General features: G+C 70.3%; 10 protein-coding genes and 1 pseudogene. 4 read left to right on the forward strand and 7 right to left on the reverse strand.

The genetic code is table 11. From position 1 onward, the window contains the following. Positions 1-367 precede the first annotated feature (367 nt). Positions 368-3,823 (forward strand): chromosome segregation protein SMC, encoded by a 3,456-nt coding sequence (smc, locus tag ACAZ03_RS05565; RefSeq protein ID WP_373356404.1) that lies wholly within the window; start codon positions 368-370, stop codon positions 3,821-3,823. A gap of 67 nt (positions 3,824-3,890) precedes the next feature. Here smc and ACAZ03_RS05570 read toward each other — a convergent pair whose 3' ends face one another. Continuing rightward, a complete protein-coding gene (locus tag ACAZ03_RS05570; protein ID WP_373356405.1) occupies positions 3,891-4,343 on the reverse strand; it encodes a MarR family winged helix-turn-helix transcriptional regulator in 453 nt (150 codons plus the stop codon). Positions 4,344-4,499: 156 nt separating this feature from the next. Here ACAZ03_RS05570 and ACAZ03_RS05575 point away from each other — a divergent pair, with 156 nt between their 5' ends. Together ACAZ03_RS05575 and ACAZ03_RS05580 are read left to right on the forward strand one after the other, a co-directional pair. Then, the gene (locus tag ACAZ03_RS05575) at positions 4,500-6,068 is read left to right on the forward strand and encodes a Re/Si-specific NAD(P)(+) transhydrogenase subunit alpha (protein ID WP_373356406.1); all 1,569 of its coding nucleotides are present in this window, start codon (positions 4,500-4,502) and stop codon (positions 6,066-6,068) included. A gap of 10 nt (positions 6,069-6,078) precedes the next feature. Further along, on the forward strand, positions 6,079-7,536 hold the full coding sequence (locus ACAZ03_RS05580) for an NAD(P)(+) transhydrogenase (Re/Si-specific) subunit beta (RefSeq protein WP_373356407.1): 1,458 nt from the start codon (positions 6,079-6,081) through the stop codon (positions 7,534-7,536). Positions 7,537-7,652: 116 nt separating this feature from the next. Here ACAZ03_RS05580 and ACAZ03_RS05585 read toward each other — a convergent pair whose 3' ends face one another. The 6 genes and pseudogenes from ACAZ03_RS05585 to ACAZ03_RS05610 all read right to left on the reverse strand — a co-directional run bounded on the left by ACAZ03_RS05585 (position 7,653) and on the right by ACAZ03_RS05610 (position 12,758). Next, positions 7,653-8,483, reverse strand: coding sequence for a ferredoxin--NADP reductase (locus tag ACAZ03_RS05585; protein WP_373356408.1), 831 nt, complete (start codon positions 8,481-8,483; stop codon positions 7,653-7,655). 48 nt (positions 8,484-8,531) lie between these two features. Further along, positions 8,532-9,071, reverse strand: a complete 540-nt coding sequence (locus ACAZ03_RS05590) for a DUF934 domain-containing protein (RefSeq protein WP_373357049.1) — start codon at positions 9,069-9,071, stop codon at positions 8,532-8,534. Beyond that, a pseudogene (locus ACAZ03_RS05595) lies at positions 9,060-9,782 on the reverse strand (phosphoadenylyl-sulfate reductase); the annotation flags it as partial. The pseudogene ACAZ03_RS05595 and the gene ACAZ03_RS05590, both read right to left, overlap by 12 nt. Then, positions 9,772-11,436 carry a nitrite/sulfite reductase gene (locus tag ACAZ03_RS05600; protein ID WP_373356409.1) on the reverse strand — a complete coding sequence of 555 codons (1,665 nt, stop codon included), beginning with the start codon at positions 11,434-11,436 and terminating at the stop codon, positions 9,772-9,774. The pseudogene ACAZ03_RS05595 and the gene ACAZ03_RS05600, both read right to left, overlap by 11 nt. 3 nt (positions 11,437-11,439) lie before the next feature. Continuing rightward, entirely contained in the window at positions 11,440-11,739 is a 300-nt protein-coding gene (locus tag ACAZ03_RS05605; RefSeq protein ID WP_373356410.1) for a DUF2849 domain-containing protein, read from the reverse strand. After that, positions 11,736-12,758, reverse strand: coding sequence for a siroheme synthase (locus tag ACAZ03_RS05610; RefSeq protein WP_373356411.1), 1,023 nt, complete (start codon positions 12,756-12,758; stop codon positions 11,736-11,738). Before ACAZ03_RS05610 ends, ACAZ03_RS05605 begins: the two co-directional genes overlap by 4 nt. A gap of 137 nt (positions 12,759-12,895) precedes the next feature. Here ACAZ03_RS05610 and ACAZ03_RS05615 point away from each other — a divergent pair, with 137 nt between their 5' ends. Then, positions 12,896-13,357, forward strand: coding sequence for an Lrp/AsnC family transcriptional regulator (locus tag ACAZ03_RS05615; protein ID WP_373356412.1), 462 nt, complete (start codon positions 12,896-12,898; stop codon positions 13,355-13,357). The last annotated feature ends 119 nt before the right edge of the window (positions 13,358-13,476 follow it).

The raw sequence follows: 13,476 nt of genomic DNA on the forward strand, positions 1-13,476 counted from the left end.
GGGTCTTCGCTTCCGAACTCACCAAAGCAGCAGCTTCGGAGCCGTCCATCGCTGAGGGGGCCTCGGCCACGGGGCCGGCCCGGTCAAGCAGAATGACGGTTTCCACCGCCCGTGCCGGGCGGCGGAGCCTCCGCAATTCCGCTTGACCGGGCCGCCCCCGCGGCCGGACGAGGCCCCAGCGATGGACGGCTCCGAAGCAGCGGCCTTGGTGGTGTGGGCGTGGAAGGCGGCTGGCGGCGTTGGGCGGGGCCAGATCTTGTGGATAAAGGGTGGCGGATGCCCCTATCTGGGATGCGGGGCGTTGACTCGTGGGGAAGGGAGGGACGAAGCTTCCTGCCAACCAAGAATCGCGAGCAGCGAAATCCAGATGCGCTTCACCCGGCTCCGCCTCAACGGCTTCAAGAGCTTTGTCGACCCGACGGACCTCGTGATCAACGAGGGCCTGACCGGGGTCGTGGGGCCGAACGGCTGCGGCAAGTCGAACCTGCTCGAGGCGCTCCGCTGGGTCATGGGCGAGACGCGGCCGACCGCGATGCGGGGCGGCGGCATGGAAGACGTGATCTTCGCCGGCGCCGCGACGCGGGCGGCGCGGAACCATGCCGAGGTGGCGCTGCATATCGACAATTCCGACCGGCTCGCCCCCGCCGCCTTCAACGAGCACGATCATATCGAGATCACCCGGCGCATCACCCGCGACGTGGGCAGCGCCTACCGGCTCTCCGGCAAGGAGGTGCGGGCGCGCGATGTGCAGATGCTCTTCGCCGATGCCTCCACGGGCGCGCATTCGCCGGCGCTCGTGCGGCAGGGGCAGATCAGCGAGCTGATCAACGCCCGGCCCGCCGCGCGGCGGCGGGTGCTGGAGGAGGCGGCCGGGATCTCGGGCCTCTACCAGCGGCGCCACGAGGCGGAGCTGAAGCTGAACGGCGCCGAGCAGAACCTCGCGCGGGTCGATGACGTGATCGAGCAGCTCGCCGGGCAGCTCGCCCAGCTCGCGCGCCAGGCCAAGGCGGCGGCGCGCTACCGCGAGATCGGGGCGAAGCTCCGCGAGGCGGAGGGGCTGCTGCTCTGGCGGCGCTGGCGCGAGGCGGGGGCGGCGCTGGAGGCGGCGGAGGCGGCGCTTCGCGAAAGGATGCTCGGCGCCTCGCAGGCCGAGAGCGCGGCGCGGGCGGCCGAGGCGGCGCGGGGCAAGGCCGAAGAGGCGATGCCGGCCCTCCGCGAGGAAGAGGCCATCGCTGCCGCCCTTGCCCAAAGGCTCGAGCTCGAGCGCGCGCAGCTCGAGGAGGAGGAGGCCCGCGCCCGCCGCGCCATCGAGCGGCTGCAATCCACCCTCGCCCAGCTCGCCCGCGATGCCGCCCGCGAGGCGGAGCTCGGCGGCGATGCCGAGGCGACGCTGGCGAAGCTGGCGGAGGAAGCGGCCGCCCTCACCGAGGCCGGCGAGGGCCATGAGGCGCGGCTGGCGGAGGAGGCGGAGGCCGCCCGCGCCGCCGCCGAGGCGCTGGCCGCCCGCGAGGGGGCGCTCTCCGAGGCGACCGAGGATGCCGCCCGCCTCGCCGCCCGCCACCAGTCGGCCCAGCGCCTGATCGAGGAGCGGCAGACGACGCGCAACCGCGCCGAGGAGGCCATGGGAAAGGCCAAGGCCGCCCGCGATGCCGCCGCCGAGGCGCTCACAAAGGCGGAGGCGGACCTCGCCGCCGCCCGCGCCGCGGAAGAGGCGGCCGCCGGGGCCTCCGCCAGCGCCGAGGCGGCGCTCACCGAGGCCGAGGCGGCCCGCGCGGCGACGCAAGGCGCGGAGGCGGAGGCCCGCGCTGCCCGCTCGGGCGTCGAGGGCGAGGCGAGCGCGCTCAAGGCCGAGGTCGCGGCGCTCCGCCGCCTCGTCGAGCGCGATGCGGCCGAAGGCGGGCAGGTGCTCGACCTCGTCTCCGTGGCGCCCGGCTTCGAGAAGGCGCTCGGCGCGGCGCTGGCCGACGATCTGAAGGCGCCCGTCCTCTCCGGCTCCGCCACCAGCGGCTGGGCGGAGCTCGGCCAGTATGCCGCGCCGCAGCCGCTGCCCGAGGGTGCCACCCCGCTGGCCGAGCGGATGGAGGTGCCCGCCGTCCTCGCCCGGCGCATCGCGCAGGTCGGGCTGGTGGCGGCGGGGGAGGGCGCGGCGCTGCAGCCGAAGCTCCTCCCCGGCCAGCGCCTCGTCTCGCCCGAGGGCGACCTCTGGCGGTGGGACGGGTTCACGGCCGGGGCCGAGGATGCGCCGACCGCCGCGGCGCTACGCCTGCAACAGCGCAACCGGCTCACCGAGTTGACGCGCGACCTGGCCGAGGTCGAGGCCCGCGCCGCCGCGGCGGCCGAGGCGCATGAGGCGCTGGCCACGCGCCTCAAGGCCGAGACGGAGGCCGAGAAGACCGCCCGTGCCGCCCGCCGCGATGCGGAGGGCGCCGTCGCCGAGGCGAGCCGCCGCGCCTCCCGCGCCGAGGCGGAGCGCAACATCGCCGAGGGCAAGCGCGAGAGCGCGGCCCTCGCCGAGACGCGCTTCAAGGCCGAGGCACGCGAGGCGGCGACGGCGCTGAAGGAGGCGGAGGCGGCGGCCATCCCCGAGGCGGAGCTCGCCGCCGCCCGCGCCTCCACCGCCGAGCTGCGCACCGGGGTCGAGGCGGCGCGGCTGGCGATGATCGCCCGGCGCACGGCGCATGATGAGCTTCGCCGCGAGGGCGAGGCGCGGGCCGCCCGTGCTGCCACGCTCGCCCGCGAGCGCAAGAGCTGGGAGGATCGTCTGGCCAGCGCCGGCACGCGCCGCGCCGACCTCACCGCCCGTCAGGAGCAGGCGGAGGCCGAGCTCGCCGCCGCCACGGGCGGGCCGGCGGAGATTGCGGGCAAGCGCGAGGCCCTCTCCGGCGCCATCGCCAAGGCCGGCGCGCGCAAGACTTCGGCCACCGAGGCGCTGGGCAAGGGCGAAGCGGCGCTTCGCGAGGCGACCGTCGCCGCCCGCGAGGCCGAGGCCGCCGCCGGCCAGGCCCGCGAGGCGCGCGCCGCCGCCGAGGCCCGCCGCGATGCCGCCCGCGAGGCGGTCGCCGGCGCCGAGGCCCGCATCGAGGAGGCGCTCGAGCAGAGCCCCGAGGAGCTCCGCGACTCCCTTGGCGAGGCCGTCGAAGGGCGCGCCAGCTCGGAGGAGATCGAGACGCAGATCTCGGCCCTCCGCCGGCAGCGCGACGCGCTCGGCGCGGTGAACCTCCGCGCCGAGGAGGACAGCCGCGAGGTCGCCGAGGAGCATGACACGCTCGTCAAGGAAAAGGCCGATCTCGAGGCGGCGATCCGCACGCTGCGCACCGGCATCGCCGCGCTCAACAAGGAGGGCCGCGAGCGGCTGCTGACCGCCTTCGAGCAGGTGAACGAGAATTTCACCATGCTCTTCAAGCATCTCTTCGGCGGCGGCGAGGCGCGGCTGGAGCTGGTCGAATCCGATGACCCGCTGGATGCCGGGCTCGAGATCCTCTGCCAGCCGCCCGGCAAGAAGCTCTCGACCCTGTCGCTCCTCTCCGGCGGCGAGCAGACGCTGACCGCGCTGGCGCTGATCTTCGCCGTGTTCCTCGCCAACCCGGCGCCGATCTGCGTCCTCGACGAGGTGGATGCCCCGCTCGACGACGCCAACGTCACCCGCTTCTGCGACATGCTCGACGAGATGACCCGGCGGACGGAGACGCGCTTCCTCGTCATCACCCACCATGCCGTAACCATGAGTCGGATGGACCGGCTCTTCGGCGTCACCATGGGCGAGCAGGGGGTGAGTCAACTGGTGTCGGTGGACCTCAAGAAGGCCGAAGCGCTGGTCGCCTGAAAACCTCGCCCCCCCATTTCATCTGGCCGAAAATACCTCGGGGGTGTGGGGCCAGAGCCCCCACGCCTCACTCCTCGACCTGCGCCGCCGCCGCCAGCTTCATCAGCGAGAGCTGCAGGCCCGGCAGGCCCATCTCTTCCTCCAGCGCCTTGTGCTCGCTCCGCCAGATCGGCAGCGCCCGGCCGAGCACCTCGCGGCCCGCCTCGGTCAGGCGCAGGCGCCGGGCGCGGCGGTCGGTGGCGTCGGGCTCGACGGCCAGATAGCCCCGCCGCTCCAGCGGCTTCAGCGCCGCCGTCAGCGTCGTGCGGTCCATCGCCAGAACCCAGGCGACATCGCCCATGCGGGGCGGCTCCGGCCGGTTCAGCGACATCAGCAGGGAAAATTGCCCGTTGGTCAGCCCCACCGGGCGGAAGGCGAGATCGAAGCGCCGCGCCAGCGCCCGCGCCGCCCGCTGGGCGTGCAGGCACAGGCAGGCGTCACGAACCTCGAGCGTATCGGCATGTGTGGGCAGACGGGTCATTGTCTCTAACTGTTTATATCAACGCATCCCGTCAATGGCCATGCTGTCACGACCCCGCGTATGGGGCCGATATGTCATCCCGCCGCAGGCCGGGCTTGTGCCCCCCCGGTGGGGCAGTATCCTGCCCCGACGGGGTTCAGACGGGGGAGAGCACTCATGAAGATCGGCGCACCGAAAGAGATCGAGCCGGGCGAGGCGCGGGTGGCGATGACGCCCGCCTCCGTCCGCGATCTCGCCAAGCTCGGCCATGCCGCGCTGATCGAGGCCGGCGCCGGGCGCGCCGCGGGCTTTGCGGATGCCGCCTATGAAGAGGCGGGGGCCGAGGTTCTGCCCGATGCCGCCGCGCTGTTTTCGGCCGCCGATGTGATCGTCAAGGTCCGCGCCCCGCAGGATGCGGAGGTCGACCGTCTTCACGAGGGGCAGCTTCTCATCTCGCTCTTCCAGCCGGCGCAGAACGAGGCGCTTATGGAGCGCGCCAAGGAGAAGGGCGCCGCGGTGATCGCCATGGACATGGTGCCCCGCATCTCCCGCGCCCAGAAGATGGACGCGCTCTCCTCCATGGCCAATATCGCCGGCTACCGGGCGGTGATCGAGGCGGGCAGCAACTTCGGCCGCTTCTTCACCGGCCAGGTGACGGCCGCCGGCAAGGTGCCGCCCGCCAGGGTGCTGGTGATCGGCGCCGGCGTCGCCGGGCTCGCCGCCATCGGCACCGCCACCTCGCTCGGCGCCGTGACGCTCGCCTTCGACGTGCGCCCGGAGGTCGCCGAGCAGATCGAGAGCATGGGCGCCGAGTTCGTCTATCTCGACTTCGAGGAGGCGGCGGACGGCGCCACTACGGGCGGCTATGCCGCGCCCTCCTCCCCCGAATTCCGCGAAAAGCAGCTCAAGAAGTTCCGCGAGCTGGCGCCGGAGGTGGACATCGTCATCACCACGGCGCTGATCCCCGGCCGCGACGCGCCGGTGCTCTGGACGGCGGACATGGTGGAGGCGATGAAGCCCGGATCGATCATCGTCGACCTCGCCGCCGAGCGCGGCGGCAATTGCGAGCTGACCGTCAGGGACGAAAAGATCACCAGCGAGAACGGCGTGATCATCGTCGGCTACACGGATTACCCGAGCCGAATGGCGGCGCAAGCGTCCACGCTCTACGCCACCAACATCCGCCACATGCTGACCGACCTCACGCCCGGCAAGGACGGCGCCATCGTGCAGGACATGGAGGATGACGTGATCCGCGGCGCCACCGTGGTGAAGGATCGCGCGATCACCTTCCCGCCGCCGCCCCCCAAGGTGCAGGCCATCGCCGCCCGCCCGAAGGAGAAGCCGAAGGAGCTGACGCCGGCGGAGAAGAAGGCCAAGGAGGTCGCCGCCTTCCGCAGCCAGACGAAGAGCCAGATCACCATCCTCGCCATCGGCGCGCTGGTGATGCTGCTCATCGGGGCCGTGGCGCCCGCGAGCTTCATGAGCCATTTCATCGTCTTCGCGCTCGCCTGCTTCGTCGGCTTCCAGGTGATCTGGGGGGTCTCCCACGCGCTCCACACGCCACTCATGGCGGTGACGAATGCCATCTCGGGCATCGTCATCCTGGGCGCGCTTCTGCAGATCGGGTCCGGCAACTGGATCGTCGTCATCCTCGCCTTCGTCTCGGTGCTGATCGCCTCGATCAACATCGTCGGCGGCTTCCTCGTCACCCGGCGCATGCTCGCCATGTTCCAGAAATCCTGAGGAGGGCGCCATGAGCATCGGTTTCGTTTCGGCCTGCTACATCGTCTCGGCCATCCTCTTCATCCTCGCCCTCGGCGGGCTCTCGAACCAGGAGAGCGCCAAGCGCGCCATCTGGTACGGGATCGCCGGCATGGGTGTGGCGGTCTTCGCCACGATCTTCGCGCCGGGGGTCTACAACCTTCTCTTCATCCTCGTCGCCATCGCCGCCGGCGCCTATGCCGGCTGGGTCGTGGCCGGCCGCGTGCAGATGACGGAGATGCCGCAGCTCGTCGCGGCGCTCCACAGTTTCGTCGGCCTCGCGGCCGTCTTCATCGGCCTCTCGGCCGACATCATGCTGACCCGGGTGGAGGGGCTGAAGGCCTCCGGCGCCGATCTCGACGCGCTGATCCTCGGCAAGGATCTCACCGCCTTCGGCGCGACGCTCTGGCTGAAGGACGGGATGGAGATCGGGATCTTCCATGTCGAGGTGGCGCTTGGCATCTTCATCGGCGCGGTGACCTTCACCGGCTCCGTCGTCGCCTTCGGCAAGCTGGCGGGGCGGGTCGACGGCAAGCCCACGAAGCTGCCGGGCGGCCATATGCTCAACCTCGGCGCGGCGGTGCTCTGCCTCCTTCTGCTGGTGCTCTACGCCGGCGGGGCGGGCATATGGACGATGCTGCTCATGGCGCTCGTCGCCGGCTTCATCGGCTGGCACCTGATCATGGGGATCGGCGGGGCGGACATGCCCGTCGTCGTCTCGATGCTGAACAGCTACTCCGGCTGGGCGGCGGCGGCGATCGGCTTCACGCTCGGCAATGACCTCCTGATCGTCACCGGGGCGCTCGTCGGCTCCTCCGGCGCGATCCTCAGCTACATCATGTGCAAGGCGATGAACCGGAAATTCGTCTCCGTCATCCTCGGCGGCTTCGGCGGCACCACGGGTCCCGCGCAGGAGGTCGAGGGCGAGATGGTGGCGACGGATGCCGCCGCCGTCGCGGCGCTTCTGGAGGAGGCGGACAGCGTGGTGATCGTGCCCGGTTACGGCATGGCCGTGGCACAGGCGCAGCAGCCGGTGGCCGAGCTGACACGGCGGCTTCGGGCCAAGGGCAAGGAGGTGCGCTTCGCCATCCACCCCGTCGCCGGGCGGCTGCCGGGGCACATGAATGTGCTCCTCGCCGAGGCGAAGGTGCCCTATGACATCGTGCTCGAGATGGACGAGATCAACGACGACTTCCCGCAGACGGACGTCGCCATCGTCATCGGCTCCAATGACATCGTGAACCCCGCGGCGCAGGACGACCCCAACTCCCCCATCGCCGGGATGCCGGTGCTGGAGGTCTGGAAGGCCAAGGAGGTCATCGTCTCGAAGCGCGGGCAGGGCACGGGCTACTCGGGCATCGAGAACCCGCTCTTCTACAAGGAGAACTGCCGGATGCTCTACGGCGACGCGAAGAAGAGCGTTGAGGAGCTGCTGACGCGGCTGGGGTAGGGCTGGCCGGATGGGGTCGGGCTGAGCGCCTTGCGCATCAGCGTAGGTTTCAGGGCAGGGGGATACAAACCCACCCTAGGCCGGAGGGGCGCGGTCAGGCGCAGAGCGGCGCCCCCTCAAACCCCCTCGCCGACGAACGCCTTCTCCACCACGAACTCGCGCGGCTCGGAATTGGCGCCCTCGTGGAGTCCGGCCTTCTCCAGGAGCGCCTTGAGGTCGACGTTGAAGGCGAGGCTGCCGCAAATCATCGCACGGTCGGTCGCGGGGTCGAGGGGGGGCACGCCGAGGTCGGAGAAGAGCTCGCCAGTCTCGATCAGCGTCGTGATGCGGCCCATCTTCGGGCTCTCCTCGCGGGTGGTCGTCGGGTAGTACTTGAGCTTGTCCAGCCCGTCGCCCAGCAGCTCGCGCATCATCTCGTCGCTCTTCAGCCCCTCGATCAGCTCGCGGCCGTAGGTCAGCTCCTCCACCTGGCGGCAGGTGTGGGTCATGATGACCTCCTCGAAGCGCTCGTAGGTCTCGGGATCGCGCAGGAGCGAGGCGAAGGGCGCGAAGCCCGTGCCGGTCGAGAAGAGATAGAGCCGCTTGCCGGGCAGGAGCGCGTCATGGACGAGCGTGCCCACCGGCTTCGGGCGCAGGATCACCTGATCGCCGAGCTGGATATGCTGGAGCTTCGAGGTGAGCGGCCCGTCGGGCACCTTGATCGAATAGAACTCCAGCTCCTCGTCCCAGCTCGGGCTGGCGATGGAATAGGCGCGCAGGAGCGGCTTGCCGTTGTCGCCCATGAGCCCGATCATCACGAACTCGCCGGAGCGGAACCGGAGCGAGGCGGGCCGCGTCACGCGGAAGGCGAAGAGCCTGTCGGTGTAGTGGCGCACCGAGGTGACGGTCTGGGCATCGGGCAGGGCCATCTTCGAGGCGGCTTGGGTCACGGCGGTCTGTTCGGTCATCGGATCTCTCGGCAATGGGTCGGGTCAGGCGGCGCGTCAGACAGCGCGTCAGGCGGCGGGGCGACGGCCGCGAAGGCGGGCCTGGTAATCATGCGCGCGCCAGTCGGCGCGGGCCAGCCATTGCGGCTCCGGCTGGCGCTCGGCGAGTTCGGGAGAGATCTCCACCTCGTCGAACCCCGCCCGGCGCGCCATGGCATATTGGTCGGCGATCACATGGCCCCGGGCCCTGAGCCGCCCCTCGAACCCCTTGGCGCGGAGCCCGGCGGCCAGCGTGAACCCCCGCCCGTCGTTGAAGCTGGGGAAGGCGATGCGGATCATCGCCGCATGTTCCCAGCCCTCGGGCAGGGCGCCGAGATCGGTGTCGGAGCCGAGGTCGAGCGGCTCGGCATTGAAATGGTCGGGGCCGAAGCCCCGATCCGTGACGATGACATTGTCGCGGGGCTCGGTCTCTTGCGTATCGGTCACTTGGGTCTCCTCGCTGGCCCCGGTCGGGGCGTCGGCTTCGGGGGCCTTGCTCTCAGGATCGGTGGTCAGCACCTCCACCCCTTCGGGGGAGAACTCGACCTCCGGCGTCTCCTTGCCACGCACCGGCTTGCCGCCGATGAAATGGATGCCGCATTCGTCCTTCTCCTGCCCGCGCCAGCGCCCGGCGCGCGGATCCTCGCCATCGGCGACGCGGCTGGTGCAGGGGGCACAGCCGATCGAGGGATAGCCCTGCGAGACCAGCGGATGCCGGGGCAGCCGGTTCTCGGCGATGTAATCCTGCACGTCGCGCGGCGCCCAATGGGCGAGCGGATTGATCTTGATGCGCTTGCCGGCCTCTTCCTCGAAGAACTGCAGCGCCACGCGCTGGCCGCCCTGATAGCGCTTCCGCCCGGTGATCCACGCGCTATAGGCCGAGAGGGCGTTCTCCAGCGGCTCGGTCTTTCTCAGATCGCAGCAGGCATCGGGATTACCCTTGTGGAGGAGCCCGAAGGGGTCGCGTTTCGCGATCTCCGCCTCCGCCGCCTTGATGATCTGCACATTGGTCAGATGCAGCCGCTCGGCCAGCTCCTGCTGGTAGGCGAGCGTTTCGGGGAAGAGCATCTCGGTGTCGATGAAGAGCACCGGCAGGTCGCGCCGATGGGTGGCGATCATGTGGAGGAGCACGACGGACTCTGCCCCGAAGGACGAGACCAGCGCCACCTCGCCCACCTGCGGATCCTGAAGCGCATGCTCCAGAACCGCCGTCGCCGAATGGTGCCGGTAGCGGGCGTTCAGCGCCGCCACGCGGTCGGAGATTGGGGCATCAAGCGGCATCTTGCTTGTCCGGATAGAGCGCGGCCTTGAAGGGCGCGGGGCCGAGGCGGCGGTAGGCTTGCAGGAAGGTCTCCTCCGGGCCGTCGCGGACCTCGAGATAGCCGAGGACGAGCCGCTCGATGGCGCCGGTGATCTCTTCGGCGGGGAAGCCGGGGCCGGCCCGCTCGCCGATGGCGGCGGTCTCGGTGGCATCGCCGCCGAGGGTGATCTGGTAATTCTCCACCCCCGCCCGGTCGAGCCCGAGAATGCCGATATGGCCCACGTGGTGGTGCCCGCAGGCGTTGATGCAGCCGGAAATCTTGAGCTTGAGCTCGCCTATTTCATGCTCGAGCTTCAGCTCCTCGAAGCGCTGGGCGATCTCCTGCGCGATGGGGATCGAGCGGGCGGTCGCGAGCGAGCAGTAATCCATCCCCGGGCAGGCGATGATGTCGCTGACGAGGCCGAGGTTCGCCGTGGCGAGGCCGATCTCCTTGAGCTTGGCATGCAGCGCCGGCAGGTCGCCCTTGGCGACATGTGGCAGGATGACGTTCTGCTCGTGGCTGATGCGGAGCTCTCCGTAGGAATAGGCGTCTGCCAGATCAGCCAGCGCCCGCATCTGCTCGGCCGTCGCGTCGCCGGGCGTGTCGCCGGGCTTCTTGAGGCTGACGGTGACGATGGCGTGGCCCTCGGCCTTGTGCTCGGCGAGGTTAGTATCCGCCCAGGCGCGGAAGACCGGGTCCGCCTCGCGGGCGGAGTCATAGGCCTCCTGCGAGACCGTCCGGAAGGACGGGGGAGCGAAGGCCGCCTCGATCTCGCGCAGCAGCTCCTGATCGGCGCCGGCGAAGGCTTGCCGGGTCTCGAGGAACTTGGCTTCCACCAGCTCGCGGATCTTGTCGATGCCGTTCTCGTGGACGGTGATCTTGATCCGCGCCTTGTACTTGTTGTCGCGCCGGCCGAGCAGGTTGTAGACGCTGACGATCGCCTCGCAATAGGGCAGAAGGTCCGCCTTCGGCAGGAACTCCCGCACTACTTGCCCGATCATCGGCGTCCGGCCGAGGCCGCCGCCGACCAGCACTTCGAAGCCGGGCTCGCCCGCCTCGTTGCGCACCATGCGGAGGCCGATGTCATGCGCCTTGGTCACGGCCCGGTCATGGGGGCTGCCGGTGATGGCGATCTTGAACTTCCGCGGCAGGAACTGGAATTCCGGGTGGTCGGTCGACCATTGGCGCAGGAGTTCGGCGATGGGCCGCGGATCCTCGATCTCGTCGGCCGCGGCGCCGGCGTAATGGTCGGCCGTCACGTTGCGGATCGTGTTGCCGGAGGTCTGGATGGCATGCATCTCGACATCGGCCAGCGCCTCGAGGATGTCGGGCACGTCCTTCAGCTTCGGCCAGTTGAACTGGATGTTCTGCCGCGTGGTGAAATGGCCGTAGCCCTCGTCCCAGCGCTCGGCGATCATGCCGAGCTGGCGCATCTGCTCCGACCGCAGCGTCCCGTAGGGGATGGCGATGCGGAGCATGTAGGCGTGCAGCTGCAGATAGAGCCCGTTCATCAGGCGCAGCGGCTTGAACTCGTCTTCTGTCAGCGAGCCGTCGATGCGCCGCTCGACCTGGCCGCGGAACTGCGCAACCCGGGAACGGACGAAGGCTTCGTCGAAGTCATTGTAGCGATACATGAATCAGGCCTCCGCCTGCTTGCCGTGATTGTAGTTCGAGGGGCCGCGGGTGCGGAACGCCTCGCGGAAATGCGTGGGCACGGGGCCCGTGGGGCCGGCCTCGGCATCCGCCAGATAGGCGCCGACGACGAGGTCGGGCTGGGCGAGCGCATGGGTCAGCGCCTCGGTCGCCAGCTCTTCCTCCTCGAAGAGCTGCGCCTCGTGCATGTCGCGGCTCCAGGAGCCGTCGGCGCGCAGCCAGACGGCATCGCCCTCGAGGAGGGCGTTGGCGGTGACGACCTTGGGGGTGAAGCGGCGGCTCATCTTGCGGTCTCTCTGTTGGTCGGGCTTGCCGGCGCATTGGCCGGGGTGGCGGCGCGGATCGGCGTGGCGATACCCGGAATATGCCGCATCGGCCAGCCGGTGGCCCTGAGGCGGCGGGCGAGTGCGCCCTCGCCGGAGCCCGGGACCAGCCAGACGACCTGCAGCCCCCGGGCTACGGCCTTGCCGGCGCGGGCGAGGGCCTTCTCCTCATCCGCCGCCTCGTGCTGCCAGGCCTCGCGGCGGGCCAGTTCGAGGATGGCGGCGGGGGTGCCGGGGGCATGGATCACCACGTCGGCGGCATCGAGTGCGCGGCGGGCGGCGAGCGTCATCAGCTCGGGATCGCCGGGGCCGACGCCCGCAAGGTCCAGATGGCCGGCCCGGGCGGTGCCGGAGAGGTGGCGGGCCAGAAGCCGGTCCAGCCCCGCTTCCAGCGCCGGGGCGCCGCCCTCGGCGAGGCGGGGGCCGGCGTCCTGGTAATATTCCGCCCAGAAGTCGCGCCGGGCACGGCCCATGGGCAGTTTCTCGGCAAAGCCGCGGAAGGCCTTGCCGACCCGGGCCATGAGGCCGAGCTCGGAGGGCAGGCGCGCCTCGAGGTCTTCCTTGATCATCCGGGCGAGCACCGGTGCGGCGCCCTCGGTGCCGATGGCGATGGTCACCGGATCGCGGTCGACGATGGCCGGCGTGATGAAATCGGAACCGTGGAGGTCATCGACGGTATTGACGAGAACGCCCGCGGCGCGGCCGAGCGCGGCGGTGCCGGCATCGAGCGCCGCATCATCCTCCGCGGCATAGACGAGCGCCGCGCCGGGAACGTCCGCCGCGTCCATCCGGCGGCGATGGAGCGTCAGCTTGCCGGCGCCCGCGAGCCGGGCGAGCTCGGCCTTCGGCGCCTCGGCGAAGACATGCACCTCGGCCCCGGTCTTGAGGATCAGCCGCAGCTTGGCGAGCGCCGTCTCGCCGCCGCCGGCAAGGAGCACGCGGCGCGCGTCGAGGTCGAGATAGATCGGGAAGTGCTGCATTGCGGCGTCTCCGTTCGTCTGGTCTCGAATATAGAACGCTGTTCCAATCGCGCGCCACGTCTGGCAGGAAATAAGAACGGATGTCCCCCAGCCCACCCGGGCCGGTGCGGATGTCCCAAACCGGAGGGCGAGCCGGAATGGCATTCCGCATTGACGAGACCGATAGGAAAATCCTTGCCGAATTGCAACGCGATGCGGCCCGGCCGCTGGAGGAGATCGCGAAGGCGGTGGGCTCCTCCAAGACCCCGGTCTGGAACCGGATCCGCAAGCTGAAGGAGGCGGGCGTCATCGGCGCGCAGGTGGCGCTTGTCGACCCCGAGGCGCTGGGCTTCGAGGCCTGCTTCTTCGTGCTGATCCGCACGGCGGAGCACGAGGCGGAATGGCAGCGGAAGTTCCTGAAAGCCTTGAGGGAAAGGCCGGAGGTGCAGGAGGCGCACCGGCTGGCCGGCGACATCGACTACATCCTGAAGGTGCGGGTGGCGAATGCGCGGGCCTATGACGCGTTTTATCAGGCGCTGATCTCGGAGGTGAAGATCCACAACGTCACCGCGCTCCTGTCGATGGAGGAGATCAAGTCGACGGTGGCGCTGCCGCTCTGAGGCGCGATTCTGGCTGAGAGGCCGGGGGGGCTGTCTGCCCCCGTCGCCATTGGTGCTTGAACCAATGGCGCACTCAATGGCGACCCCCCCGAAGGGTATTTGGAAAGGGGCAGAGGCAA

This window comes from Pseudoroseicyclus sp. CXY001, from assembly GCF_041714655.1.
Lineage (GTDB): Bacteria > Pseudomonadota > Alphaproteobacteria > Rhodobacterales > Rhodobacteraceae > Pseudoroseicyclus_A.

Coding starts and splice junctions, on each gene's coding strand:
- ACAZ03_RS05615 (WP_373356412.1), top strand. CDS start 12,896: ATGGCATTCCGCATTGACGAGACCGATAGGAAAATCCTTGCCGAATTG.
- ACAZ03_RS05580 (WP_373356407.1), top strand. CDS start 6,079: ATGAGCATCGGTTTCGTTTCGGCCTGCTACATCGTCTCGGCCATCCTC.
- ACAZ03_RS05610 (WP_373356411.1), bottom strand. CDS start 12,758: ATGCAGCACTTCCCGATCTATCTCGACCTCGACGCGCGCCGCGTGCTC.
- ACAZ03_RS05600 (WP_373356409.1), bottom strand. CDS start 11,436: ATGTATCGCTACAATGACTTCGACGAAGCCTTCGTCCGTTCCCGGGTT.
- ACAZ03_RS05575 (WP_373356406.1), top strand. CDS start 4,500: ATGAAGATCGGCGCACCGAAAGAGATCGAGCCGGGCGAGGCGCGGGTG.
- ACAZ03_RS05605 (WP_373356410.1), bottom strand. CDS start 11,739: ATGAGCCGCCGCTTCACCCCCAAGGTCGTCACCGCCAACGCCCTCCTC.
- ACAZ03_RS05570 (WP_373356405.1), bottom strand. CDS start 4,343: ATGACCCGTCTGCCCACACATGCCGATACGCTCGAGGTTCGTGACGCC.
- smc (WP_373356404.1), top strand. CDS start 368: ATGCGCTTCACCCGGCTCCGCCTCAACGGCTTCAAGAGCTTTGTCGAC.
- ACAZ03_RS05585 (WP_373356408.1), bottom strand. CDS start 8,483: ATGACCGAACAGACCGCCGTGACCCAAGCCGCCTCGAAGATGGCCCTG.